Origin of the sequence: Cronobacter turicensis, assembly GCF_041222865.1 — a bacterium.
Taxonomy (GTDB): Bacteria; Pseudomonadota; Gammaproteobacteria; order Enterobacterales; family Enterobacteriaceae; genus Cronobacter; species Cronobacter turicensis.
Genome location: NZ_CP165997.1, coordinates 145,588 through 171,562 on the forward strand (window position 1 = coordinate 145,588; position 25,975 = coordinate 171,562).

A 25,975-nucleotide genomic window follows, 5' to 3' on the forward strand; every position below is an offset into this window, starting at 1 on the left:
TGACGAGCCGTTTTTTATTGTCATCCCTGAACCACCTCCAGAAGAGGTGGTTTTTTATTTGACCGCTTGCGGATTCACACAGTTTTGCGACACGTCGCCATTGAGCGCGTTGATAAGGTTATCCACCGCGCAGGCGGCCATGTTGTAGCGCGTCTCGTGGGTGGCGGAGCCGATATGCGGCAGCGCCACCACGTTCTTCAGCGTCAACAGCGGAGAGTCTTTCTCCAGCGGCTCCTGTTCAAACACATCCAGTCCTGCCGCGTGGATCTCGCCGCTTTGCAGGGCGGCGATCAGCGCATTTTCGTCCACTACCGGGCCGCGGCCCGCGTTGATGAAAATCGCAGATTTCTTCATTTTGCGGAACTGCTCTTCGCCAATCATATGGTGCGTCTCGTCGGTCAGCGGCAGAATGATGCAGACGAAATCGGATTCGGCGAGCAGGGTATCGAGATCGCAGTAGCGCGCGTTGAAGCGCGCTTCCGCTTCGCTGTGATGGCGACGCGCGTTGTAGAGAATCGGCATGTTAAAGCCGAAATGCGCGCGCTGCGCCAGCGCCAGGCCAATGCGGCCCATGCCGACGATGCCCAGCGTTTTGTGGTGTACGTCGCAGCCGAACCAGTCCGGGCCGATGCTGCCGGTCCATTCGCCCGCTTTGACCCGCTCGGCCACTTCCAGCGCGCGGCGCGCGGTCGTCAGCACCAGCGTCATCAGCGTATCAGCGACCGTTTCGGTCAGCACGGTAGGCGTGTGCATCAGCGCTATCTTTTTCGCGCTCAGCGCGTCCACGTCGAAATTGTCATACCCCACGGAAACCGTCGAGGCGGCGCGAAGCGCGGGCATTTTCTCAAGCAGCGCGGCGTCCACTTTTTCACTCGAACCCAGCAGCCCTTGCGCCTCGCTAAACGCGCTGGCGTGAGCTTCGACGGTCTCCGGGCTCAGATCTGACACGCGGGTCACGTTAAAGTGGCTCTCCAGGCGGGCAAGCAAATCATCGGGCAGGGATTTGTAGAGAATGATGGACGGCTTCATGCAGGTCTCCAGCGTTGAACAAAAGAGAAAGAATAGACAAGCGGACGGCATCACGCCGCCCGCCGGGCGTTATGCGTGGCGCGCCCCCACCGGCAGTTGCTGGTTGGTGGTTGGTTTGACTATCAAAGTGAGCCACACGGAGGCGAAAAGCGCCACCCCCATAAAAATGTACGAGGCGGACGGGTTGCCGGTCGCGCCGTTGAGATAGCCGACCACCCACGAACCGACGAACGAGCCGAGCGCGCCCATACTGTTGATAAGCGCCATCGCGCCGCCCGCCACGTTCTTCGGCAGCATCTCCGGGATAATCGCAAAGAACGGGCCATACGGGGCGTACATCGCCGCGCCGGCAATCACCAGCAGGGTGTAAGAGAGCCAGAAGTGGTTCGCGCCGAGCGCCCAGGAGCCGATAAACGCCAGCCCGCCAATCAGCAGCAGCGGCCAGACGAACAGTTTGCGGTTCTGCATTTTATCGGAAGCCCAGGAGACGATAATCATGGCGATGGTCGCAGCCAGGTACGGTACGGCAGAGAGCCAGCCCACTTCCACCATCCCCATATTTTCACTGCCGCTGCGGATGATTGACGGCAGCCACAGTACAAAACCATAAACGCCGATGCTCCATGCGAAATATTGCGCGCACAGCAGGATAACGTTGCGCGAGCGAAAGGCTTCGCCGTAATTACGTACCGCTTTGATACCTTCCTGCTCTTTATTCAGTTGCGCCTGGAGCGCCGCTTTTTCGTCATCCGCCAGCCACTTCACCTGCGACGGTTTATCTTTCACCAGGGCCCACCAGCAGAAGGCCCAGACAACTGCCGGAATACCTTCGAAGATGAACATTTCACGCCAGCCGAACGCCTGGATGAGATAGCCGGAAACCACCGACATCCACAGCACAGTGGCCGGATTACCAAGGATCAGGAACGTGTTGGCGCGCGAGCGCTCCGACTTCGTAAACCAGTTACTGATGTAAATCAGCATGGCGGGCATCACGGCGGCTTCCACCACGCCAAGGATAAAGCGGATCGCCGCCAGCATCGGGATATTGCTGACCACGCCGGTCAGCGAGGCGCAGCCGCCCCACAGAATAAGGCAGATGAAAATGAGCTTACGCACGCTGCGGCGCTCGGCATAAATGGCGCCGGGGATCTGGAAAAAGAAGTAGCCGAGAAAGAACAGGGCGCCGAGCAGCGACGAGATGCCTTTGGTAATGCCGAGATCGTCATTGATGCCGGCCGCTGAGGCGAAACTGAAGTTTGCGCGATCGAGGTACGCCAGGCTGTACGTGATAAACACGACCGGCATGATGTACCACCAGCGTTTTGGAGCGTTAGTCGGACTTTTCATCGTATTCCCTCTATGGTTGAGGTGGATGCGTCTCGTCGGTGTAGGGGACGACGGAAGCTGTTCATACTGTTTGTTCGGGGTCAGGTTTTACCCTTCACCCTGTGCTTTTCCCGGCGGGGAAAGGCGTAAAAAACTTGTCTTGTTATAAATCTCCCGAATCCACAGGCCTTTTCCTTAAGGAAAGGATCGGGGCGAGGTAGACTACTCGCCCAGTTGTTCGCGGGTCGGTAGCCCTTCGCTGTCGCCCTGAACCTGGATCGCCAGCGCGCCGATTTTGTTGCCGCGGGTCGCCGCCTGGTGCAGCGTTTTGCCTTCCAGCAGCGCGCTTATCACGCCTACCGCAAACCCATCGCCCGCACCCACCGTATCGACCACGTTTTCGACTTTCACGGCCGCCACCGTACCTTGCTCGCCGCTGGCGCTTTGATACCAGGCGCCATCGGCACCCGTTTTGATAACGACTGCTTTCACGCCGCGCGTCAGGTAGAAATCGGCAATCCCTTCCGGGCTCTGCTGGCCGGTCAGGATCTGGCCCTCTTTCAGGCCCGGCAGCACCCAGTCGGCCATACAGGCAAGCTGGTTGAGTTTCTCTGTCATCTCCGCCTCGCTTTTCCACAGCACCGGGCGCAGGTTCGGATCGAAGGAGATAGTCTTGCCCTGGGTTTTCATGGCGCGCGCGGCGTGATCCAGCAGTTCATACGACGTTGCGGAAAGCGCCGCCGCCACGCCGCTCAGATGCAGGTGACGGGCGCTGTAAAACAGCGGCGCGTTAAAATCTTCGCCGCTCAGATGGCTCGCGGCGGAGCCTTTGCGGAAATACTCCACGCTGGGATCGGTTCCATCCACAACCTTCGATTTCATCTGAAAACCGGTTGGATAACGGTCGTCGATCGTCACGCCGCGCGTAGCGATGCCTTCTTTTTCAAGCTGGCTCAGCACGAAGCGGCCAAACGAATCGTTGCCGACGCGGCTCACCCAGCTTACGTTGAGACCGAGGCGCGCCAGGCCGGTGGCGACATTCAGCTCCGCCCCTGCGACGCGTTTAAAAAAATGCTCTACCTGCGCCAGGTCGCCGGGCTCGGTCGCGACAAACATCGCCATCGCTTCGCCGATGGTAATCACATCCAGTGGCTGTTCCATGTTCACTCCTCGCGCAGCAGGTTGACGTAATGACGGGTCACGGCGGTCAAATCGCGCCCTTCCAGCGGAAACTCAATGCCGCGCGGCGCGTCCGGCGGCAGCATCTCCAGCAGCGTGCGCCAGCGCGGCCCGGCGTCATCCAGTGCGATGGCGCGATAGTGGTAGTGGTGCGTGGTGGCGGCTTTGACATGGATATAGCTGACGCCTGTGCGAAGCGCGCGGGCGGCCTCTTCCGGCGCATCGTCCACCCACAGCCAGTTGGCCATGTCGAAGGTCAGACGAATGGGGAGATTGAGCGTTTTGCTGGCGGCGAGGAAACGGCGCATCGGTTCAAGACGCCCGCAGTCGGTCTGATCGTTTTCCACGACCAGCGCGACGTCGCTAAGCGCCAGCAGCCCGGCGAGCGGTTCCGCCTGGTGCGGATGGCTGAAGTGCCCGAGCGAGAGTTTCAGCCAGCGGGCATTGAGTTCATGGGCTTCGGCCAGCAGCGAAGGCAGGCGGGCGTTGATTTTGCCGTCGTGTTCAAACAGCGGCTCGGGCGCGGAGTAACAGGCTTTCAAATGATTATCTGCAATGGCCTGCGCCAGCGCGGGCAGGGCGTCGATCTCTGCCGGATCGAGCAGCTCGCGGCGGATCTCTACGCCGTCGGCGCCCGCGCCGGCGATGATCGGCAGCACGGCCTGCTGGCCGCCGAGGGCTTTTACTTTGTCGTTACCGTAAGCGGCGGTGACGACGATAATTTCTCTCTCCATTGATTTCTCCGGAGTGATTACATCTGCATAACATAGTTAATACGCTAGATGGAACCGGTTCCAAAGAGAAGTCCAGGATGGCGAATTTATGATCGGGGTCACGAACCGTCGTTCAGCGCGCCGTCGAGCCGCGCACGATCAGTTCACCGGAGAAAACCTGCTCCCGCACCGCCTGCGACTGGCCTTCGATGCGCTTCACCACTTGCTCCAGCGCGGCGTAGCCAATCTGCCAGGTGGGCTGTTTCAGCGTCGTAATGCCCACCCCCGCCAGCTCCGCCCACTCCAGCTCGTCAAAGCCGAGCAGGCCGATATCGGCGCCCCAGTTAAGCCCGATGCGTTTGAGCGAGCGCGCCACCTGGAGCGTCAGCGCGCCGTTGGCGGAGATCACCGCCTTGCGCATTCCGCGAAAACGGGTGTGGAAGTGGCGCAGGGTATTATCGAGATGATCGGCCTCATGCAACGGCGTTTCGGCGTTTTCGGCGACGACGCCGGAATAGCGGGCGGCGGTGGCGCGAAAGGCGGTCAGGCGCTCGCGGCGGGTGTTGACCGTTCCGAGTGGCTCGCTTAAAAACAGCAGCGCCTCAAAACCCTGTTCGATGAGGTGCTCCGTGGCGGTGGTGGCCGCCTGGGTGTTATCGAGCCCCACCACGTCGCAGGCGAAATCGGGGATTTTACGGTCGATGAGCACCATCGGCAGCGCCGACTGTTGCAGCCGGTTCAGCCCCTCTTCGCGCATGCCGACCGCGTTCACCACGATGCCTTCCACCTGATAGCTGCGCAGGAGATCCAGATAATGCAGCTCCTGGTCGAGCTCGTTATTGGTGTTACAGACCAGCGGCGTAAAGCCTTTCTCCCGACAGGCCGCCTCTATGCCGCTTAATACATTGACCGAATAGGGATTGGTGATATCGGCGATGATAAGGCCGATTAACCGGGTGCGCCCCCGCTTCAGGCCGCGCGCCATCTGGTTAGGACGGTAATCGAGCTGGGCTATCGCCTGCTCAATACGCGCCAGCAGATCCCCCGAAAGCAGGTGTTTTTCGCCGTTCAGGTAGCGGGAAACGCTGGTTTTACCGGTTTTCGCGGCGCGGGCGACGTCGCTGATGGTCGGGCGTGACGCTTTGATGGTCATGAGGCTTCCTTCTCAGGCTAAAACGCCGGTGGGGCAGGTGACTGTTTTTATTATTAGATTATTTCGGTGGCTGTCGTAAAGCAGGCGTTTGCCTGACGGGCATTATCGTCGCCCGTAATCTTTTCCCTGTCTCAAGGTGTGGCGCTGTTTTTAATTATGTTATAACGTATCAATTCATGACTAACGCGTACACAGGAGAGTGACAGAAATGAAGAAGTTAGCCTTATTACTGGGAATGGGGCTTCTGCTGGCAAGCGCTCAAAGCGCGGCGCACGGGCATCATCACGGCAAGCCGTTGACCGAGGCGGAGCGGCAGGCCAGCGAAGGGGTATTTAACGACAGCGACGTCAAAGACCGCGAGCTTAGCGACTGGGACGGCGTCTGGCAGTCGATTTATCCGTACCTTCTGAATGGCGATCTCGATCCAGTGCTGGCGAAAAAAGCGAAAGCAGCCGGTAAAACCGTGGAGGAGTATCGCGCCTACTACCAAAAAGGGTACGCCACGGATGTTGAGATGATTGGCATTGAAAACAACGTGATGGAGTTTCACATCGGGCAAACTGTGAATGCCTGCGCGTATCAATATAACGGCTTTAAGATTTTGCAGTACGCCTCCGGCAAGAAGGGCGTGCGCTACCTGTTTGAGTGCACCGACAGCGCGTCAAAAGCGCCGAAATTCGTGCAGTTCAGCGATCACACTATCGCGCCGCGCAAGTCCGCGCATTACCACATTTTTATGGGCAATACCTCGCATGAGGCGCTGCTGAAAGAGATGGATAACTGGCCGACCTACTATCCGTACCAGTTAAGCAAAGCGCAGGTGGTGGATGAAATGTTGCATCACTAAAGCCTGATGCTGCCTCATCGGGATTGCGCCCGATGAGGCCATCGCCCGTTACTGTAACGGGCTCAGCGTGATTTCCACGCGACGGTTCTGCGCTTTACCCTCTTCGGTGCTGTTGCTGGCGACCGGGTTCGCCGGGCCCATGCCGCTGGTGCGGATGCGGTTAGCGGCCACGCCCTGGGTGATGAGCGCGCTGGCGACGCTTTCCGCGCGCTGCTGCGACAGCTTCATATTCAGCGCCTGTCCGCCGGTGCTGTCGGTGTAGCCCACCACGTTCACTGCGGTTTTCGGGTACTCTTTCAGGACCATCGCCACGCCGGTCAGGGTGTTGGCGCCCGCCGGTTTCAGGTTCGCCTGGCTGCTGTCGAAGGTCACGTTATTCGGCATATTCAGGATGATGTTGTCGCCGCTGCGGGTGACGCTGACGCCGGTGCCCTGCATTTTCTGGCGCAGTTTCGCTTCCTGCACGTCCATGTAGTAACCCACGCCGCCGCCGAGCGCCGCGCCCGCCGCCGCGCCAATCAGCGCGCCTTTGCCGCGATCCTTTTTCGAGGAAGAGAGTACGCCGACGCCCGCGCCGACCAGTGAGCCAATGCCCGCGCCAATGCCTGATTTACCCGCTTCGCGTTCGCCGGTGTAGGGATTCGTGGTGCAGCCTGAAAGGGCCAGTGCGCCGCTGACGATAGCGGCGACAAAAATGATGCGTTTTTTCATCGCATATCCTTATTCAATTTAATTCTGGTTCGCCTGGAGTGGCGGAGGTTGATTATGACGGGGGAATGTGATGAAAATTCCGGGAAGTGTTCTGATTTTTTATCCATAACGAATCGAGCGGCGACAAAGTAGCCATACTCACGCCGCCTCATCTGCAAACGCCAGTCAGGAGCCCGTTTTGGCTAACCCATCTGCTTTAAAACGCATCGTTACCGCCGCCCACTGGGGGCCAATGGTTGTCGAGACCGACGGTGAAACCGTTTTGTCCTCTCAGGGCGCGTTGCCGACGCGCCACCCGAACTCGCTGCAAACCGCCGTCCCGGACCAGGTGCACAGCAAAGCGCGCGTGCGCTACCCGATGGCGCGTAAGGGGTTTCTCGCCTCGCCGGACCGCCCGCAGGGCGTGCGCGGGCAGGATGAGTTCGTGCGTATCAGCTGGGATGACGCGCTGCGTCTGATTGACCAGCAGCACCGGCGCATTCGCGAAAGCTACGGCCCGTCGTCGATTTTCGCCGGCTCCTACGGCTGGCGCTCCAACGGCGTGCTGCATAAAGCCGCCACGCTCCTGCAACGCTACATGAGTCTCGCGGGCGGCTACACCGGCCATCTGGGCGATTACTCCACGGGCGCCGCGCAGGTGATCATGCCCTACGTGGTGGGCGGCAACGAAGTCTATCAGCAGCAGACCAGCTGGCCGCTGGTGCTGGAGCACAGCGACGTGGTGGTGCTGTGGAGCGCCAACCCGCTCAATACGCTGAAAATCGCCTGGAACGCCTCTGACGAACAAGGCATCGGCTATTTCGAGAAGCTCAAAGAGAGCGGCAAAAAACTTATCTGCATCAACCCGATGCGCCCGGAAACCGCCGATTTCTTTGGCGAGCGCATGGAATGGATAGCCCCGCACATGGGCACCGACGTGGCGCTGATGCTCGGCATCGCCCATACGCTGGTGGAAAACGGCTGGCAGGATAACGACTTCCTCACCGCCTGCACGCACGGTTATGCGCAGTTTGCGGCCTACCTGACCGGCGAGCGCGACGGCACGCCGAAAGACGCCGACTGGGCGGCAGCGATTTGCGGCGTCGACGCGACGACCATCCGCGAGCTGGCCCGCCTGTTCAGCCAGAACCGCACCATACTGATGGCGGGCTGGGGCATGCAGCGCCAGCAGTATGGCGAGCAGAAACACTGGATGCTGGTGACGCTCGCGGCCATGCTCGGCCAGATTGGCCTGCCGGGCGGCGGCTTCGGGCTCTCTTATCACTTCGCCAACGGCGGCAACCCGACGCGCCGCGCGGCTGTGCTGGCCTCGATGCAGGGCAGTGTGGAAGGCGGCATTGAGGCCGTCGATAAAATCCCGGTGGCGCGCATTGTCGAAGCGCTGGAAAACCCTGGCGGCGAATACCCGCACAATGGTCAGCAGCGCATTTTCCCGGATATTCGTTTTATCTGGTGGGCGGGCGGCGCCAACTTTACGCATCATCAGGAGACGCACCGCCTGATTAAGGCGTGGCAGAAGCCAGAGCTGGTGGTGATTTCGGAATGCTTCTGGACGGCGGCGGCCAGGCACGCCGATATCGTGCTGCCGGTGACCACGTCATTTGAGCGCAATGACATGACCATGACCGGCGACTACAGCAACCAGCATATGGTGCCGATGAAACAGGTCGTGCCGCCGCAGTATGAAGCGCGTAATGACTTCGATATTTTCGCTGAGCTGTCAGAGCGCTGGGAAACCGGCGGACAGTCGCGTTTCACCGAAGGCAAAAGCGAGCTGGAGTGGCTGGAAACTTTCTACAACATCGCCCGCGAGCGCGGCGCGGCGCAGCAGGTGACGCTGCCGGATTTCGCCGATTTCTGGGCGGCGAATGAGATAATCGAGATGCCGGAGAACCCGAAAAACGCCGAATTTGTTCGCTTTGGCGCGTTTCGCGACGATCCGGCGGCAAACCCGCTCAGCACGCCGAGCGGTAAAATCGAGATCTACTCAGAGCGCATTGCCCGCTTCGGCTATGCCGACTGCCCGCCGCACCCGACCTGGCTTGAGCCGGACGAGTGGCTCGGCAACGCGCAGCCGGACGAGCTGCAACTGCTCTCGTCGCACCCGGCGCACCGTCTGCACAGCCAGCTTAATTATTCCACGCTTCGCGAGCGCTACGCGGTAGCCGGGCGCGAGCCGGTGACGCTGCACCCGGACGATGCCCGTAAACGCGGCATCGCCCACGGCGATCTGGTGCGGGTGTGGAACGCGCGCGGCCAGGTGCTGGCAGGCGCCGTGGTGACGGACGGCATTAAGCCGGGCGTGATTTGCCTGCATCAGGGCGCATGGCCCGATTTCGACTGGAACCAGCAGGGGCTTTGCAAAAACGGCGCGGTGAACGTGCTGACGCGCGATATCCCCACTTCCCGACTTGGCAACGGCTGCGCGGCGAACTCGTCGCTGGTGCGTGTGGAGAAGTACAGCGGGCCCGCGCCGGACGTTACGGCGTTTGATCCGCCTGCCAGCGCATAATCCAGGTCGGGTGGCCGGTCTCTTCCTGCCACGCGCTCTCTTCAATACGGAAACCCCGGGCGTGATAGAAATTCACCGCCCGGGTGTTTTTCTGATAGACCTCAAGATTCAGGGTATCGTACTGCGACTGCACCTGCGTCAGCAGCGCGGTGCCGATGCCTTGTCCCTCGCAATCAGGCGCCACGAACAGCGCGCCGATAAAGTTTTCATGCATCACGCTGATAAACCCGCGCAACGCGCCGTCCTTTTCCTCCACCCACGTCCAGGCGCCGGGCAGATAGACATCGCGCACTATCGGCAGGCTGGCGCGCCAGTAGTCAGGCTGAATGAACGGATGCCCGGCGGTGGTGCTGGCAAGCCACAGCGTCAGGATAGCCTTGCGGTCAGAGGGCCGCTGCGCGCGGATCACGGGCGATTCTCCGGGTGGCAGCCGCAGCCGGTGAGATGATCGTTCACCAGCCCGCAGGCCTGCATGAAGGAGTAACAAATCGTCGGGCCGACAAACTTAAAGCCCCGTTTTTTCAGCGCTTTTGAGAGTGCCTGCGCCTCGGGCGTCGTGATCGGCACCTGCGCGAGCGTCTGTGGGGAATTCACTTTCGGCTCGCCGTCCACAAACGACCAGACAAACGCTGAAAAATCTTCGCCCTGCGCCTGCATAGCGAGATACGCCCGCGCGTTGGCGATAATCGCCTCGATTTTGCCGCGATGGCGAATAATGCCCGGCTCAAGCACCAGCGCGTCGATTTCTTCCGGCCCCATCTGCGCCACGGTATGGGGATCGAACCCGTGGAAACAGCGGCGGTAGTGCGCGCGTTTTTTGAGTACGGTTATCCATGACAGGCCCGCCTGCTGACCTTCGAGACAGATCATTTCAAACAGCTTGTGGTTGTCTTTCTGAGGTTCGCCCCACTCTTCGTCATGGTAGGCGAGATAAAGCGGGTCCTGGGTGACCCATCCGCAACGTTCCATCCTGCATTCCCTCATTGTAATAAACACCATAGCGATTTTCCGAAGCGGCTTGACGTTGCGAATAAAGAGACAATAGTTAATTCAGGGTTACTCACCCATCCGCTAATAACGTCAATAAAAACTGCCGGAACCGGCTCTCTTCTGGAGTCGCTTGATGATGATAACTATCTCTGGACGCCATGCGTTGCGACGCGCGGCGGTGCTGTTGTGGTCTCTGGTTTTTACGCAGGCGGCGCACGCCTGGCAACAGGAATATATCGCTGTTGACCCACAAAGTAACACCTCTGAACGTTATACGTGGGATAGCGATCGCACACCGAGTTATGACGAGATCCTGGCCGAGCGCGTGGCGCAGACGCAGCGCGACGAGGCGGCGAAGTCCGCAATGCCCGCAAGCCTGAGCCTGTCATGGCCGGTGCCCGTGGTCGCGCGCCCGGTGGCGGGCTGGCGGCGTGAAGCAAGCGTCCTCCCTTTGCAGGAGAATGGCGTCAGCGCGGACGAGGCGTACTGGCATGCGAGCGTCGGCTCGCTGGGCTGGCGGATTGATTCGCGCCTCGGCGCTGTCCGTCCGTGGGCGCAGGTGAGCTATAACCAGCAGCACGGCGATCCGCTGTGGAGTATGCAGCCGCTGTTGCCCGGCAGCCAGTACGGCTCGTGGATGGATGTCTCGTTCGGCGCGGATATGCCGATTAACAAGCATCTCGCGGCGTGGGCGTCGTTCTCCCAGGCGGAAGGGCGGCTTAGCGAAAACGACGCGCAAATGTATAACCTCGGCGTCAGCGCGACGTTTTAGAGCGCGTCATTCGCGCCCGTTCAAGGCCATCCATGCCTTCGCAGCGGCAGTTCATTCCGCGGCTGCGGCATCTCATGCCGTTTTCCCCCGAAAAAGTAGGGGCTTCGCTATCGTTGCAGGTAGTGAAGCTTTCTTCTTATCAGTGGGACAACAACCATGAATACCTCCATTCAACAGCGTACCCGGTGGCTCACCCTCGTGGGCACCATTGTTACCCAGTTCGCGCTGGGCTCGGTGTATACCTGGAGCCTGTTTAACGGCGCCCTGTCGCAGAAACTCGACGAGCCGGTAAGCCAGGTGGCGTTTTCCTTCGGGCTGCTGAGTCTGGGACTGGCGCTGTCATCATCGGTCGCCGGGAAATTGCAGGAGCGTTTCGGCGTTAAACGCGTGACGATCGCCTCTGGCGTGCTGCTGGGGTTAGGGCTGGTGTTAACGTCCCACGCCAGCAACCTGATGATGCTCTGGCTGAGCGCTGGCCTGCTGGTGGGGCTTGCGGACGGCGCCGGTTATCTGCTGACGCTCTCTAACTGCGTGAAGTGGTTCCCGGAGCGCAAAGGGCTTATCTCCGCGTTTTCAATCGGCGCGTATGGTCTTGGCAGCCTCGGTTTTAAATTTATCGACAGTCATCTGCTGGCGTCCGTCGGGCTTGAGCGCACATTCATTATCTGGGGCGGCATGGTGATGGTGATGATCATCGGCGGCGCGCTGCTGATGAAAGACGCGCCGAATCAGCCTGCGCGTACCGGCAATAGCGCCAGCGAAGGCGATTACAGCCTCGCCGAATCGATGCGTAAACCGCAATACTGGATGCTGGCGCTGATGTTCCTGACCGCCTGCATGAGTGGTTTGTATGTGATTGGCGTGGCGAAAGATATCGCCCAGGGCATGGTGCGCCTCGACGCCGCCACGGCCGCCAACGCCGTCACCGTGATTTCCATCGCGAACCTGGCGGGCCGCCTGGTGCTCGGCATTCTCTCCGATAAAATGCCGCGCATCCGCGTGATTACGTTCGGGCAGGTGGTGTCGCTGGTCGGCATGGCCGCGCTGCTCTTCGCGCCGCTCAATGAAATGACCTTCTTTGCCGCCATCGCCTGCGTGGCGTTTAACTTCGGCGGCACCATTACGGTCTATCCGTCCCTGGTCAGCGATTTCTTCGGCCTCAACAATCTTGCGAAAAACTATGGCGTAATTTATCTGGGCTTTGGGATCGGCAGCATCTGCGGGTCGATTATCGCCTCGCTGTTCGGCGGCTTTTACGTCACCTTCTGCGTTATCTTCGCGCTGCTGATTGTCTCGCTGGCTATCTCCACCACCATTCGCCAGCCGCGCCGCGAGTCCTGGGAACACGCCAGCGCCTGATGCCGGATTGTCGCTTCGCCGCCGCTTTCTGCGGCGGCGCTTTTCCCCCGAATGTTCTCACTTTCTCCCCAGTTCGCTCAGACGTTCTATGCTTACTAGCTGTGATTGCCAACACAAAGGAGAACAAGATGTCCTTAGAAAAAGTGGTTTATCGCGCAAAAGCGAAAGCGACTGGCGGCCGTGATGGCCGTGCGACTTCCGATGACGGCGTGCTGGACGTGAAACTTGGCGTGCCGAAAGAGATGGGCGGCCAGGGCGGTCAGGTGACCAACCCGGAACAGCTCTTCGCGGCGGGCTACTCTGCCTGCTTCCTGGGTGCGCTGAAACATGTCGCCTCTCAGGAGAAAAAGAAAGTGCCGCAGGAGGCCTTTATCGAAGGTCAGGTGGGGATTGGGCCGCTGCCGACCGGTTTTGGTATTGAAGCGCAGCTGGATATCCATCTGCCGGGCATGGACCGTGCAGAGGCCGAGGAACTGGTGCAGAAAGCGCACATCGTCTGCCCGTACTCCAACGCCACGCGCGGCAACATTGACGTTAAGCTGAACGTTATCACCGACTAACGGGTTATCCCGCTTCGTAAAATGCGGTACCGGCCTCATATTTTTGTAAATACGAGCCGGACCGCCCTAAAAGCCCGCACTTTTTCTTATCCGTGTGGTCTACTACTCCGCGTCTGAGTTAAGAATCTCCTGATTCCCTCGTAGTGCTACGTACATACTCTTTTTTCATTTTTGTGGGTAAAGGGTTTTAGTCCTTGTTTTGCCTGGGCGGCTTGCATGAAATACATCCTCTCGATGACGCAGCAGAAACTGAGCGTTCTGCTGGCGGTCTACATCGGCCTCTTTTTTAACTGCGCGGTTTTATATCGTCGCTTTGACGGATACGCGCAGAACCTCTCCTGGGTCAACGCTGTATCGATGGTTGTCGAACTGGTGGCCACGGTTCTCGTCACATTCTTCCTGTTTCGCGTACTGTCGCTGTTAGGACGACGCGTCTGGCGCGTGCTGGCATCGCTGGTGGTGGTGTTCTCCGCCGCGGCCAGTTATTACATGACGTTTATGAACGTGGTGATCGGCTACGGAATTATCGCGTCGGTGATGACCACCGATATCGATCTCTCCAAAGAAGTGGTGGGCTGGGAGTTCATCTCATGGATGGTGCTGGTGTGCATCGTGCCGCTGACGCTTATCTGGGGCAACCGCTGCCGCGATACGCTGCTGCGCCAGCTTCGCACCCGCGATCAGCGCCTGAAAAGCGCGGCGGTGGTGATTGTGGCGGGGCTGCTGGTCTGGGCGCCGATCCGACTGCTGGATTTGCAGCAGAAGAATGAAGAGCGCACCTCCGGCGTCGATATGCCAAGCTACGGCGGCGTGGTGGCGAACTCTTATCTGCCGTCTAACTGGCTCTCCGCGCTGGGGCTGTACGCCTGGGCGCAGGTGGATGAGTCGAGCGATAATAAATCGCTGCTGAACCCGGCCAAGAAGTTTACCTGGCAGGCGCCGCAGGGCATTGATGACACTTACGTGGTGTTTATCATCGGCGAAACCACGCGCTGGGACCATATGGGCCTGCTCGGCTACGACCGCAACACCACCCCGAAACTCGCGCAGGAGAAAAACCTGGCCGCGTTCCGCGGCGAGTCGTGCGATACGGCGACCAAACTCTCGCTGCGCTGCATGTTTGTGCGCGAAGGCGGTGCCGACGATAACCCGCAGCGTACTCTGAAAGAGCAGAACGTCTTCGCGGTGCTTAAACAGCTGGGCTTTAGCTCAGACCTGTACGCGATGCAGAGCGAAATGTGGTTCTACAGCAACACGATGGCGGACAATATTGCCTACCGCGAGCAGATTGGCGCCGAGCCGCGCAACCGCGGCAAGCAGGTGGATGACATGTTGCTGGTGGAGGAGATGAAAAACTCGCTGGCGGGGCACGATAAGGGCAAGCATCTCATCATTCTGCATACCAAAGGCTCGCACTATAACTATGTGCAGCGTTATCCGAGAAGCTATGCGCGCTGGCAGCCGGAGTGCATGGGCGTCGATTCAGACTGTAGCCGTCAGGAACTGATTAACGCGTACGATAACTCGGTACTGTACGTCGACAGCTTTATCTCCGATGTGATTGACCAGGTGCGCAATAAGAAAGCGATTGTGTTCTATGCGGCGGATCATGGCGAATCGATCAACGAGAAAGAGCATCTGCACGGCACGCCGCGCAATATCGCGCCGCCGGAGCAGTTCCGCGTGCCGATGATGGTCTGGATGTCCGACAGTTATCTGGCGGATCCGCAGCACGCGCAGGCGTTCGCGCAGCTTAAACTGCAGGCGCAGCAAAAGCGCCCGCATCGTCACGTTGAGCTGTTCGATACCATTATGGGCTGCCTCGGTTATCAGTCGCCGGACGGCGGTATTAACCAGAATAACAACTGGTGTCATGTTCCTTCTGCCGCAAAATAGCCATATCGCTGGCTTTTCAGCCGATCGACAGGCTTTTTTAAAGTAAGGGATTGACGAGGATTAGGGTGCGCAGTAATATGCGCCCCGCATTCGGTGATTGGCGCAGCCTGGTAGCGCACTTCGTTCGGGACGAAGGGGTCGGAGGTTCGAATCCTCTATCACCGACCAAATTCAAAAAAGCCCTGCTCAACGAGCAGGGCTTTTTGCTTTCCGGCATCCGCGCTTTAAGGTTGCACCTGCGCTATTAATGCGTTCAGCTCGTCGATACGCGCCTTATTCATATTGATTTCGCACCGGGTGGATAGAACCCAATAGTTGGGGGTTTTAGCACTGATCTGGGAACTGGCCACCTGACAAAACAGGGCCTTATGTTTTTCCCATGCCGCCTGATCGTTTTTCAGCGCATTTGCCGTATCTACAACGATTTGTGAATCTTCATCCTCGTAATCCGCATTAGCCTCTAGCCAGTCTTCCGACTGTACCTGCTTCAGCGCCGCCGCCAGCGTCTGTTGTAGCGCCTGCTCCGTTTGCTTGCGCTGCCTCTCAAGACATCGCGTTCCGGCGGCATAATCGTTCACCTGCTTAGCGCACGTAATCACTTCTTTTCCATCAATGACAGACGCGGTAAACGCGTAGCTGGTTGAGAGCAACAGGCAGGACAGGCAACGGAACAACAACGTTTTAATATGCATAATCTGTTTTAAATAAGGTGCGAACTGAGCAGCCATCATAATGCGCTGGAATACCTCTGCTGCGCGACCAGGCTCATCTCACTCCCCACATTCAGACTCTGTTCCAGGGAATACCTGAACGGACGTATTCACCAGCTTAATTCGTTAGTCTTATTTAGCTTCGATTTTCTCGCGCGAACGCGATTCTGTGACATATTTCATTGAAAATAGTTATGAAACATCCCGCATACTTTCCGCTCTGCTTATATATCGCCTCAGCATTTTTTGCTGCAGGGTTAACAAATCGCGCCATAAACCGTTCATAAGTTCGCCACAAGCCCAGAAATTTTGCATTAAGCGGATAAAACATAAGCGCTGGATGTTACAAAATATCAAGATGATTATTCTGCGACTGGGGGCGTAGCATAAATTTCCGTGCTGAAAACATGCCCATGAGGTTTTTTTAATCTTTGTTTGCCGTTTCTCACCCCGGTTGTAAATCCCGGATAGCTGTATTGACGTTTGCGTGTTCTGTTGACAGATTGTAGGGCGTGAGGGTCATTTTACGGACAATCTGTACTGCAACTCAGTCTCCCTTGCGAAAGGAATCCCCAGCCTCACATTTACCGATCGGACCGGGCAAAAAATAAAAAAGGTCTGACGGAATAACACAACACCTATCACATTGGAGCAGAAGAATGAGTATTTCCTTGAAGAAGTCAGGGATGCTGAAGTTTGGTCTGAGCCTGGTGGCTATGACCTGCGCCGCAAGCGTACAGGCCAAAACCCTGGTTTACTGTTCAGAAGGCTCGCCTGAAGGCTTTAACCCGCAGCTCTTCACCTCTGGCACCACTTATGACGCAAGCTCTGTGCCTATCTACAACCGCCTGGTTGAATTTAAAATCGGCACCACGGAAATCATTCCAGGCCTCGCGGAGAAGTGGGACGTCAGCGACGATGGCAAAACCTATACTTTCCATCTGCGTAAAGGCGTGAAATGGCAGGACAATAAAGAATTTAAACCGACGCGCGAATTTAACGCCGATGACGTTGTGTTCTCGTTTGATCGTCAGAAAAATGCGCAAAACCCGTACCATAAAGTCTCTGGCGGCAGCTACGAATACTTTGAAGGCATGGGCCTGCCGACGCTGATTAGCGAAGTGAAAAAAGTCGACGACCATACCGTGCAGTTCGTACTGACGCGCCCGGAAGCGCCGTTCCTCGCGGATATGGCGATGGACTTCGCCTCGATTCTTTCCAAAGAATACGCCGACAACATGCTGAAAGCGGGCACGCCGGAGAAAGTCGACCTGAACCCGATCGGCACCGGGCCGTTCCAGCTTCAGCAATACCAGAAAGATTCCCGCATTCTGTATAAAGCGTTCCCGGGCTTCTGGGGCACTAAACCGAAGATTGACCGTCTGGTCTTCTCCATTACGCCGGATGCGTCCGTTCGTTATGCCAAACTGCAGAAAAACGAGTGCCAGGTGATGCCGTACCCGAACCCGGCGGACATCGCGCGTATGAAGCAGGACAAGAGCATCAACCTGATGGAGCAGGCGGGCCTGAACGTGGGCTACCTCTCTTTCAACACCGAGAAGAAGCCGTTTGACGACGTGAAAGTGCGCCAGGCGCTGACCTACGCGGTGAATAAAGAGGCCATTATCAAAGCGGTTTACCAGGGCGCCGGCGTTGCCGCGAAAAACCTGATCCCGCCGACCATGTGGGGCTATAACGACGACGTGAAGGATTACACCTACGACGTCGAGAAAGCCAAAGCGCTGCTGAAAGAAGCGGGTCAGGATAAAGGCTTCACCGTTGAGCTGTGGGCGATGCCGGTACAGCGTCCGTATAACCCGAACGCGCGCCGCATGGCCGAGATGATCCAGGCTGACTGGGAGAAAATCGGCGTTCAGGCGAAAATCGTGACCTACGAGTGGGGCGAGTACCTGAAACGCGCCAAAGCGGGCGAACACCAGGCGGTAATGATGGGCTGGACCGGCGACAACGGGGATCCGGATAACTTCTTCGCTACCCTGTTTAGCTGCGACGCCGCGAAAGATGGCTCCAACTACTCCCGCTGGTGCTACAAGCCGTTTGAGGATCTGATCCAACCGGCGCGTGCGACCGATGACCACAACAAACGTATCGAGCTTTACAAACAGGCTCAGGTCGTGATGCACGATCAGGCGCCAGCGCTTATCGTCGCGCACTCCACCGTCTATGAGCCGGTGCGTAAAGAAGTCAAAGGCTACGTGGTCGATCCGCTGGGCAAACACCACTTCGAAAACGTCTCCGTTGAATAATTAAAACCGTCAGGGGCGTGTGAGCGCCCCATGTCCGGCGACGCTGCGCTTATATCGGTCTACACTTCCAGACCGGGCAAGCGCAGCGCACCCGGCAGCAGTGCTTTATTCCCTCGCTGAAAGGGGAGGGAATGAGATTTGTGAGCAATACAGACCACATCCCCTGGTTGTGCGTCACTACAGAGAATCCGGGTTATGTTGCAGTTCATCCTCCGACGTCTGGGGCTTGTTATCCCGACGTTTATCGGTATCACCCTTCTCACTTTTGCCTTCGTTCATATGATCCCCGGCGACCCGGTGATGATCATGGCGGGCGAACGTGGTATTTCCCCTGAGCGTCACGCGCAGCTGCTGGCCGAGCTGGGTCTCGATAAGCCAATGTGGGAGCAGTATCTCCACTATATCTGGGGTGTCCTGCATGGCGATTTAGGCCTGTCGCTCAAAAGCCGCCTCCCGGTCTGGGACGAGTTCGTGCCGCGCTTTAAAGCGACGCTGGAACTGGGCATCTGCGCGATGATTTTCGCGGTCGCCGTCGGCATTCCGGTCGGCGTGCTGGCTGCTGTAAAGCGCGGCTCTGTCTTCGATCACACGGCGGTAGGCCTGGCGCTGACCGGCTACTCCATGCCTATCTTCTGGTGGGGCATGATGCTGATCATGCTGGTGTCGGTGCAGTGGAACCTGACGCCGGTGTCCGGGCGCGTCAGCGATATGGTGTTCCTCGACGATACCAATCCGCTCACCGGCTTTATGCTTATCGACACCGCCATCTGGGGCGAAGAGGGCAACTTTATCGATGCGCTGGCGCATATGATCCTGCCCGCCGTAGTGCTCGGCACCATCCCGCTGGCGGTCATTGTGCGTATGACTCGCTCGGCGATGCTGGAAGTGCTCGGCGAAGATTACATCCGTACCGCGCGCGCCAAGGGCCTGACCCGTATGCGCGTCATCATTGTTCACGCGCTGCGTAACGCCATGCTGCCGGTCGTGACGGTGATTGGTCTTCAGGTGGGCACGCTGCTGGCGGGCGCCATCCTGACGGAAACCATCTTCTCCTGGCCGGGCCTGGGCCGCTGGCTCATCGACGCGCTGCAGCGCCGCGATTATCCGGTCGTGCAGGGCGGCGTGCTGCTGGTGGCGACGATGATTATTCTCGTCAACCTGCTGGTCGATCTGCTCTATGGCGTGGTGAACCCGCGTATTCGTCATAAGAAATAAGGGGCCATCATGACGCAAATGACTGAAAACAAAGTGGTGGCCGCACCGGTGCCGATGACGCCGCTGCAGGAGTTCTGGCACTACTTCAAACGTAACAAAGGCGCGGTCGTCGGGCTGGTGTATGTCGTCATCATGATCCTGATTGCGGTCTTCGCGAATGTCGTCGCGCCGCATAACCCGGCGGAGCAGTTCCGTGATGCGCTGCTGGCCCCGCCGGTCTGGCAGGATGGCGGTAGCTGGGCGCACATTCTCGGCACTGATGACGTGGGCCGCGATGTGATGTCGCGCCTGATGTACGGCGCGCGCCTGTCGCTGCTGGTCGGCTGTCTGGTGGTGGTGCTGTCGCTGGTGATGGGCATTGTGCTCGGCCTGGTGGCGGGCTATTTCGGCGGTATCGTCGATACCATCATCATGCGTGTCGTCGATATCATGCTGGCGCTGCCGAGCCTGCTGCTGGCGCTGGTGCTGGTGGCGATTTTCGGCCCGTCTATCATTAACGCCTCGCTGGCGCTCACCTTTGTGGCGCTGCCGCACTATGTGCGCTTAACCCGCGCGGCGGTGCTGGTGGAAGTGAGCCGCGATTACGTCACCGCCTCCCGCGTGGCGGGCGCCGGCGCGATGCGCCAGATGTTCGTGAACATTTTCCCTAACTGCCTTGCGCCGCTGATAGTCCAGGCGTCGCTTGGTTTCTCGAATGCCATTCTCGATATGGCCGCACTGGGCTTTCTCGGCATGGGCGCGCAGCCGCCAACACCGGAGTGGGGCACCATGCTCTCCGACGTGTTGCAGTTCGCGCAAAGTGCCTGGTGGGTCGTGACCTTCCCTGGTCTCGCTATCCTGCTGACGGTGCTGGCATTTAACCTGATGGGTGACGGCCTGCGTGACGCGCTCGACCCCAAACTCAAGCAGTAAAGAGGCACGAGATGGCGTTACTGAATGTAGATAAATTATCGGTGCACTTCGGCGACGAAGGCACCCCGTTCCGCGCCGTAGACCGCGTGAGCTACAGCGTGAATCAGGGCGAAGTGGTCGGCATCGTGGGTGAATCAGGTTCCGGTAAATCGGTCAGCTCGCTGGCGATTATGGGCCTTATCGATTACCCGGGCCGCGTGATGGCGGACAAACTGGAATTCAACGGCCAGGATTTACAGCGTATTTCGGAAAAAGATCGCCGTAATCTGGTGGGCGCCGAAGTGGCGATGATCTTCCAGGATCCGATGACCAGTCTGAACCCCTGCTACACCGTGGGGTTCCAGATTATGGAGGCTATCAAAGTGCACCAGGGCGGCAATAAAAAGACCCGCCGCCAGCGCGCGATTGACCTGCTCAATCTGGTGGGTATTCCGGATCCGGCGTCGCGTCTCGATGTCTACCCGCATCAGCTCTCCGGCGGGATGAGCCAGCGCGTGATGATCGCGATGGCCATCGCCTGTCGTCCGAAGCTGCTGATTGCCGATGAACCGACGACTGCGCTCGATGTCACCATCCAGGCGCAAATTATTGAACTGCTGCTGGAGCTTCAGCAAAAAGAGAACATGGCGCTGATCCTTATCACCCATGACCTCGCGCTGGTGGCCGAAGCGGCGCACAAAATCATCGTAATGTACGCAGGCCAGGTGGTGGAAACCGGCGAAGCGCGGGATATCTTCCGCGCGCCGCGTCACCCTTATACGCAGGCGCTGCTGCGCGCCCTGCCGGAATTCGCGCAGGATAAGGCCCGTCTGGCGTCGCTGCCGGGCGTGGTGCCGGGGAAATATGACCGCCCGACGGGCTGTCTGCTCAACCCGCGCTGCCCCTATGCGACCGAGCGCTGTCGCGCAGAAGAACCGGCGTTAAATCTGGTGGACAACGGCCGCCAGTCAAAATGCCATTACCCCCTCGATGATGCCGGGAGGCCAACCAATTATGAGCACGCATGAGGCCGCCACGCAGCAACCGCTGTTACAGGCTATCGACCTGAAAAAACATTACCCGGTGAAGAAGGGCTTCTTCGCGCCGGAACGTCTGGTGAAAGCGCTGGACGGCGTCTCGTTTACGCTGGAGCGCGGCAAAACGCTGGCGGTGGTGGGCGAATCGGGCTGTGGAAAATCCACGCTGGGCCGCCTGCTCACCATGATAGAAACGCCGACCGGCGGCGAGCTTTACTACCAGGGCCAGGATCTGCTGAAACCGGATGAAACGGCGGAGAAACTGCGCCGTCAGAAAATCCAGATTGTGTTTCAAAACCCGTATGGCTCGCTGAACCCGCGCAAAAAAGTGGGGCAAATCCTTGAGGAGCCGCTGCTGATTAACAGCTCGCTCAACAAAGAGGCGCGCCGCGAGAAAGCGCTGGCGATGATGGCGAAAGTGGGGCTGAAAACCGAGCACTACGACCGTTACCCGCATATGTTCTCTGGCGGCCAGCGCCAGCGTATCGCCATCGCGCGCGGGCTGATGCTTGACCCGGACGTGGTGATCGCCGATGAACCGGTCTCCGCGCTGGACGTGTCGGTGCGCGCGCAGGTGCTGAATTTGATGATGGATCTGCAGCAGGATATGGGGCTTTCGTATGTGTTTATCTCCCACGACTTGTCGGTGGTGGAGCACATCGCCGATGAAGTGATGGTGATGTATCTCGGCCGCTGCGTGGAGAAAGGCACGAAAGACCAGATTTTCTCGAATCCGCGTCATCCGTATACCCAGGCGCTGCTCTCCGCGACGCCGCGCCTGAACCCGGACGACCGCCGCGAGCGTATTAAGCTCACCGGCGAGCTGCCGAGCCCGCTGAATCCGCCGCCGGGGTGCGCCTTTAGCGCCCGCTGCCGTCGCCGCTTCGGCCCGTGTACGCAGATCCAGCCGCAGCTTAAGGAATATAACGGCCAGCTGGTCGCCTGTTTCGCCGTCGATCAGGATGAAACCGGCGAGCCGCGCATTCCTTAACGCGCGCGCCACGTAAAAAGCCGACGCCATGCGTCGGCTTTTTTATGGGCGTAACGATGCAATGCGGTGGATGCGCTGCGCTTATCCACCCTGGGATAGGGGGTGTGTAGAGCGGGCAATCCTGCGCACCCGCCGGGTGGCCGGTGGTGGATGAGGTTTGTGTCGGGCGGGTAAGCCTGCGCACCCGCCGCGCGAAAAAGAAAAAGCCGACGCTTACGCATCGGCTTTTTTATCGCGGCCTGACTACTTATTGCGGGTAAGGCACCCAGTCGCCGCCGCTTAAGCGCACCCATGGTTTGCCCTGGTACTGCACTACCACGGCGTTGGCGTTTTCGGAGACCGGCGCGCTCTGCGGCAGGTTACTGGTCAGCCCCTGCCAGTCCACGTTATCGGCCACAAAGTTCTTACCATCCAGCATCCGCACCACCAGCTCGGAAATCGCCAGGAAGCTGCTCGGCTGGTCGATATCGATAGCCGCGCCCTGATGCGGCGCTTTCATACCGATAAACTTAATGCCGACCGGCACATGGGTGATGGACGGGCTTGGGATATCGCGCAGGCCGGATACCTGCATCCTGTCGCCCTGCAGCGCCGCGCCATGTTCCGGCACCATCACCACCATCACTCTGCGGTTCTCTTTCTCAAGCTGCGTCAGGAACGCATCCAGCTCGTCAAACAGCTTCTGCGCGCGCGCTTTGTAATCGGCGGTTTTACTGTTGCCCGGATAGTGGTTGCCGTCATGCAGCGGCAGCAGGTTAAAGAACGTGGCGCTGCGATCGCTGCCCTCGCTCTTCACGGTCTGCTGCCAGCGATTGAGCACCGCCGTATCGTCATATACCGGCGAGCCGTCAAACGACAACAGATTCACTGGCAGCCCGGACTGATCCATCAGCGGCTCCTGCATATTGCCGTTTTCGCGCACTTCTTTGAGGAAGTTACCGAACTCGCCGTTATGGTCCATCATCAGGTGGCGCTTAAAGCCGAGCTTCGCCAGGTTATCGAACAGATAGCACTGTTCACCGGCAGGCTGGTACAGGTTTTTATGCGACGGCTGACCGCAGCTTGCGCGCAGCAGGCGAATTGCCGCCGGGCCGCTGTACGATGTGCCGGAATTAAAGTTCTTAAACACGATGTCGAAATGCGACCACAGCGGGTGCGACATCAGGCCGGTGGCGTCTACATCAGACCAGGCCAGCGAACAGATGTTAATCACCAGCAGATCGAACGGCTGCGCATCCGCCGGCAGGCTCGCCGGGAAAGGCGTCTGGCGTTTGGATTCGCTGGTATAGAAGCTGTTCAGCCAGTCGTTAATGCTCTGGTTGTTCGCAGGCGCGGTTTGCAGCGGAATATCGCCCGCCACCACCGTACCGGCGGCGTTCGCGACGGTCGGCGCCGCGGTGCCGCCGGTTGTGGTGACCGTCGCCGCCGTGGTATTGCCGGCAGGCCACAGCGAGACGACCGGGCCGGTCACGGTCAGCACATTGAGCCAGACCATAATCGCCACCACAAACACCGTCACCCGCACCCACTGGGAGAGAAACATCCAGGCGACCAGCAGCACAAAAGCGGCACCAATCATCTGCCAGTTAATAAAGCGCGTCACGAGATCCAGCACATAATCGGTGCTGAAGCCCGCCACCTGCGAGCCCTGACTCATAATGCTTTCAGGGCCAGGCAGCCAGGTGTCATGCCAGAACAGACCGATGCCGACAGGAATCGCTATCCAGTGGCGCAGGCGATGCAGGCGCAGGTTCGGAATGGGGAACAGCAGAAACGCCATAAACACCAGGTTGGCGAGCGGGTGGAAATTCAGATAGCCCGTCCAGAGCAGACCGAATTTCAGCAAAAAATAGTAGTTCCAGCCGGAAAGACCGCGCCAGTTTTGCCAGCCCGAGCGGGCAAGGGGAGCGGAATGAACGTGATTAGTCATGTTTTACATTTGCCTTGACGGTAGAGCGGCGGCGCAGCGTACCAGCGGGTTTAACAAATCGGGGGCGAAACAGCAGCGGGCGCAGCGCTTTCATCATGCGACGCTTGCCCACGCACAGCGCGTATCCCAGCGGGATAAAAATCAGCGCGCACAGGGCGATAAGCTGAAGAATATCGCTAATCGACATCATAACGCGCGCTCCTGTGCGGTGTCGTTAAGCAGCGTAATGGGCGTCGGCACCTGGCGCGCGCGCGTTTTCGGCGCGTCGGCGAGCAGCGCGGCCGTCTCGCGGGCCTTGCGGGTCATCTCAAGCGGCGCGGCCCACTGTTCCGGGCGCATCGCGCTCATTTGCAGGATCTCTGCCGCTATCTGTTTATCTTCATGCCACACCATACGGTTGGAAAACAGCTCGCTTATCGGCAGCGGGAAAATATGGCTCAGCGCGGTGTCGAGATCGGTGATACGGCAGAACGATAAAAACAGCACCAGCCGGTTTTCGCCAAGCGTCACGATATCGCCCATGCGGCCCGGACGGCAGAGCGTCAGCGCCTGTTCGACGCGAATGCCCGGCACCGGGCGCAGCGCCACCAGAATTCCTTTATTATCCTGCGGGATAAGCACGTTGTTCATCAGCGCGCCGACGGCGTTGCAGAACATATCCCACGGCTGATAGCCGCGCATTTTCAGCGGCTGCATCGCCTCCAGCAGCATGTTCACATCTTCCGGCACAAAGCGGGTGAACTGCTGGTTCTGCACGCTTTCAATCAGCGTCAGGCAGCGGGAGAGCGGGGCGTTCCATGGGATCACCATATTCGCGCCGCAGCCCAGCAGCAGCCGTTCGTCGGTAGCGCGCACGCTGGCTTTGTTTTCGCGCACGATGATTTTCAGCGCGCTGCCGCGCTGGCGGCGCAGCGCGTGCACGTGACGCGCCAGCCCCTCTATCTGACTGTTTTGCGAAAGCGAGAAAATCACCGTCGCGGCCTGCGCCTGGCGCGCCTCGTTAAACAGCGCGTCGTTACTTTCAAAGAGCGTCCAGTTTTCGGAAAGCGGCGGCGCGCCTTCGAGCACGGCGATATGGCTCAGCACACGGCGTTCGTCGCTGCGCGCCTGTAACGACACTTCCTGGCGCGGCGCCAGCGAAAGACGATCGTTAATTAATGTCACCGGCAACTGCTGGCGCGCGCTGACGCCTTTATCGTTAAACCAGAACGCCACGTCATACAGCCAGGCGTCGCCCTGATAGCGTAAGGTGGCAAGCCCGGAGAGCTGCTGATATTCGGTCATCAGCATCGACGTTTGCTGGTCAGCCTGCGCGCCGGAGTTAATAATCAGCAATGTGCATTGATGTTCCTGCGCCCAGCTTTGGCTTTTTCTTATCCAGGCTTTAATATGAGCGGGCGCTACGCCTTGCCAGGCGTTTTCCGCACACAGCAGCACAATGAAATAATGTTCAGGTTCAAAACTGCAAAGCAAATCGTGATGCAGACGATGAAAGGCATTCTGGCTTTTCGGCATGGTAAACAGGCGCACTTCATTCGGGCCTTGCGGCGCGGCCGGAAGCGGCGCAATCACGGTTTCTGGCGCGGCGTCCATGGTAATGACAGCCACTTTTGTCTCAGGGGTTTGCGCAAGAAGCGTTTGATTGACGAACGTAATAGCATCGCTGTGGCGGTCGCAATTTATCCAGCCTGTTCCGCCTGCCGAAATATGGCGCAGTTCATCCCAGAGCGAATCAATGCCAATTGAAAAAACAAGAGCCATGGCGCCCTCAATATATAAAGAGTATGACTGTCAGTTTACTAGCGAAAGCCAGGAAATAAACCTAACATTGAAATTAAAGAACATGATCATTAGCATGCAAACCGGGATTGCGCAGGTTCACTG

The 25,975-nt window shown here is 58.7% G+C and carries 23 protein-coding genes and 1 tRNA gene; 12 read left to right on the top strand and 12 right to left on the bottom strand.

What is annotated here, in order from left to right; all coding sequences use genetic code 11:
- Nucleotides 1-54 precede the first annotated feature (54 nt).
- From ghrB to AB8W27_RS00720, 5 genes are all read right to left on the bottom strand, one after another.
- Nucleotides 55-1,029, bottom strand: a complete 975-nt coding sequence (ghrB, locus tag AB8W27_RS00700) for a glyoxylate/hydroxypyruvate reductase GhrB (protein WP_015742880.1) — start codon at nucleotides 1,027-1,029, stop codon at nucleotides 55-57.
- Nucleotides 1,030-1,098: 69 nt separating this feature from the next.
- Complete coding sequence (locus AB8W27_RS00705) at nucleotides 1,099-2,379, bottom strand: MFS transporter (protein WP_015742879.1); 1,281 nt, start codon at nucleotides 2,377-2,379, stop codon at nucleotides 1,099-1,101.
- Nucleotides 2,380-2,580: 201 nt separating this feature from the next.
- Nucleotides 2,581-3,519 (bottom strand): sugar kinase, encoded by a 939-nt coding sequence (locus AB8W27_RS00710; RefSeq protein WP_041924044.1) that lies wholly within the window; start codon nucleotides 3,517-3,519, stop codon nucleotides 2,581-2,583.
- Nucleotides 3,520-3,521: 2 nt separating this feature from the next.
- Complete coding sequence (locus AB8W27_RS00715) at nucleotides 3,522-4,271, bottom strand: sugar phosphate isomerase/epimerase (protein ID WP_041924043.1); 750 nt, start codon at nucleotides 4,269-4,271, stop codon at nucleotides 3,522-3,524.
- A gap of 112 nt (nucleotides 4,272-4,383) precedes the next feature.
- Complete coding sequence (locus tag AB8W27_RS00720; protein ID WP_015742876.1) at nucleotides 4,384-5,403, bottom strand: LacI family DNA-binding transcriptional regulator; 1,020 nt, start codon at nucleotides 5,401-5,403, stop codon at nucleotides 4,384-4,386.
- A 208-nt stretch (nucleotides 5,404-5,611) separates the two neighbouring features.
- Here AB8W27_RS00720 and zinT point away from each other — a divergent pair, with 208 nt between their 5' ends.
- Nucleotides 5,612-6,250, top strand: a complete 639-nt coding sequence (zinT, locus tag AB8W27_RS00725) for a metal-binding protein ZinT (protein WP_041924042.1) — start codon at nucleotides 5,612-5,614, stop codon at nucleotides 6,248-6,250.
- Nucleotides 6,251-6,298: 48 nt separating this feature from the next.
- Here zinT and AB8W27_RS00730 read toward each other — a convergent pair whose 3' ends face one another.
- Nucleotides 6,299-6,961 carry an OmpA family lipoprotein gene (locus tag AB8W27_RS00730; protein WP_015742874.1) on the bottom strand — a complete coding sequence of 221 codons (663 nt, stop codon included), beginning with the start codon at nucleotides 6,959-6,961 and terminating at the stop codon, nucleotides 6,299-6,301.
- A gap of 178 nt (nucleotides 6,962-7,139) precedes the next feature.
- On the opposite strand from AB8W27_RS00730, the gene AB8W27_RS00735 reads away from it, so the two are divergent.
- Complete coding sequence (locus AB8W27_RS00735; protein WP_015742873.1) at nucleotides 7,140-9,473, top strand: molybdopterin guanine dinucleotide-containing S/N-oxide reductase; 2,334 nt, start codon at nucleotides 7,140-7,142, stop codon at nucleotides 9,471-9,473.
- Here the strand turns inward: AB8W27_RS00735 and AB8W27_RS00740 are convergent.
- Nucleotides 9,442-9,882: an N-acetyltransferase gene (locus AB8W27_RS00740; protein ID WP_015742872.1), complete on the bottom strand. Its 441-nt coding sequence runs from the start codon at nucleotides 9,880-9,882 to the stop codon at nucleotides 9,442-9,444. The genes AB8W27_RS00735 and AB8W27_RS00740 overlap by 32 nt on opposite strands.
- Nucleotides 9,879-10,442: a DNA-3-methyladenine glycosylase I gene (locus AB8W27_RS00745; protein ID WP_041924041.1), complete on the bottom strand. Its 564-nt coding sequence runs from the start codon at nucleotides 10,440-10,442 to the stop codon at nucleotides 9,879-9,881. Before AB8W27_RS00745 ends, AB8W27_RS00740 begins: the two co-directional genes overlap by 4 nt.
- A 154-nt stretch (nucleotides 10,443-10,596) precedes the next feature.
- On the opposite strand from AB8W27_RS00745, the gene AB8W27_RS00750 reads away from it, so the two are divergent.
- From AB8W27_RS00750 to AB8W27_RS00770, 5 genes are all read left to right on the top strand, one after another.
- Nucleotides 10,597-11,235: a hypothetical protein gene (locus AB8W27_RS00750; protein WP_015742870.1), complete on the top strand. Its 639-nt coding sequence runs from the start codon at nucleotides 10,597-10,599 to the stop codon at nucleotides 11,233-11,235.
- A 156-nt stretch (nucleotides 11,236-11,391) separates the two neighbouring features.
- On the top strand, nucleotides 11,392-12,594 hold the full coding sequence (locus AB8W27_RS00755; protein ID WP_041924040.1) for an MFS transporter: 1,203 nt from the start codon (nucleotides 11,392-11,394) through the stop codon (nucleotides 12,592-12,594).
- A gap of 128 nt (nucleotides 12,595-12,722) precedes the next feature.
- Nucleotides 12,723-13,154 carry an organic hydroperoxide resistance protein gene (locus AB8W27_RS00760; protein ID WP_007703048.1) on the top strand — a complete coding sequence of 144 codons (432 nt, stop codon included), beginning with the start codon at nucleotides 12,723-12,725 and terminating at the stop codon, nucleotides 13,152-13,154.
- A gap of 216 nt (nucleotides 13,155-13,370) precedes the next feature.
- On the top strand, nucleotides 13,371-15,050 hold the full coding sequence (eptB, locus tag AB8W27_RS00765; RefSeq protein ID WP_015742868.1) for a kdo(2)-lipid A phosphoethanolamine 7''-transferase: 1,680 nt from the start codon (nucleotides 13,371-13,373) through the stop codon (nucleotides 15,048-15,050).
- A 91-nt stretch (nucleotides 15,051-15,141) separates the two neighbouring features.
- Nucleotides 15,142-15,218, top strand: a tRNA-Pro gene (locus tag AB8W27_RS00770).
- 56 nt (nucleotides 15,219-15,274) lie between these two features.
- Here the strand turns inward: AB8W27_RS00770 and AB8W27_RS00775 are convergent.
- Nucleotides 15,275-15,742: a lysozyme inhibitor LprI family protein gene (locus AB8W27_RS00775; protein WP_041924221.1), complete on the bottom strand. Its 468-nt coding sequence runs from the start codon at nucleotides 15,740-15,742 to the stop codon at nucleotides 15,275-15,277.
- A 677-nt stretch (nucleotides 15,743-16,419) separates the two neighbouring features.
- Between AB8W27_RS00775 and dppA the strand changes: the two genes are divergently transcribed.
- The 5 genes from dppA to dppF all read left to right on the top strand — a co-directional run bounded on the left by dppA (nucleotide 16,420) and on the right by dppF (nucleotide 22,161).
- The gene (gene dppA, locus AB8W27_RS00780) at nucleotides 16,420-18,027 is read left to right on the top strand and encodes a dipeptide ABC transporter periplasmic-binding protein DppA (protein ID WP_041924039.1); all 1,608 of its coding nucleotides are present in this window, start codon (nucleotides 16,420-16,422) and stop codon (nucleotides 18,025-18,027) included.
- 195 nt (nucleotides 18,028-18,222) lie between these two features.
- Nucleotides 18,223-19,242: a dipeptide ABC transporter permease DppB gene (gene dppB, locus AB8W27_RS00785; RefSeq protein ID WP_015742865.1), complete on the top strand. Its 1,020-nt coding sequence runs from the start codon at nucleotides 18,223-18,225 to the stop codon at nucleotides 19,240-19,242.
- A gap of 9 nt (nucleotides 19,243-19,251) precedes the next feature.
- On the top strand, nucleotides 19,252-20,154 hold the full coding sequence (gene dppC, locus AB8W27_RS00790; protein ID WP_015742864.1) for a dipeptide ABC transporter permease DppC: 903 nt from the start codon (nucleotides 19,252-19,254) through the stop codon (nucleotides 20,152-20,154).
- 11 nt (nucleotides 20,155-20,165) lie between these two features.
- Nucleotides 20,166-21,161 carry a dipeptide ABC transporter ATP-binding protein gene (gene dppD / locus AB8W27_RS00795; RefSeq protein WP_007765313.1) on the top strand — a complete coding sequence of 332 codons (996 nt, stop codon included), beginning with the start codon at nucleotides 20,166-20,168 and terminating at the stop codon, nucleotides 21,159-21,161.
- A complete protein-coding gene (gene dppF / locus AB8W27_RS00800; RefSeq protein WP_041924038.1) occupies nucleotides 21,148-22,161 on the top strand; it encodes a dipeptide ABC transporter ATP-binding subunit DppF in 1,014 nt (337 codons plus the stop codon). The genes dppD and dppF overlap by 14 nt, the downstream gene beginning before the upstream one ends.
- Before the next feature lie 247 nt (nucleotides 22,162-22,408).
- Here the strand turns inward: dppF and bcsG are convergent, their stop codons facing one another.
- From bcsG to bcsE, 3 genes are read right to left on the bottom strand one after another with little or no spacing between them, the layout of a single operon-like run.
- On the bottom strand, nucleotides 22,409-24,091 hold the full coding sequence (gene bcsG, locus AB8W27_RS00805; RefSeq protein ID WP_015742861.1) for a cellulose biosynthesis protein BcsG: 1,683 nt from the start codon (nucleotides 24,089-24,091) through the stop codon (nucleotides 22,409-22,411).
- Nucleotides 24,084-24,281, bottom strand: a complete 198-nt coding sequence (gene bcsF / locus AB8W27_RS00810; protein ID WP_007765306.1) for a cellulose biosynthesis protein BcsF — start codon at nucleotides 24,279-24,281, stop codon at nucleotides 24,084-24,086. Before bcsF ends, bcsG begins: the two co-directional genes overlap by 8 nt.
- Entirely contained in the window at nucleotides 24,278-25,852 is a 1,575-nt protein-coding gene (bcsE, locus tag AB8W27_RS00815; protein ID WP_041924037.1) for a cellulose biosynthesis protein BcsE, read from the bottom strand. Before bcsE ends, bcsF begins: the two co-directional genes overlap by 4 nt.
- Nucleotides 25,853-25,975: the final 123 nt, after the last annotated feature.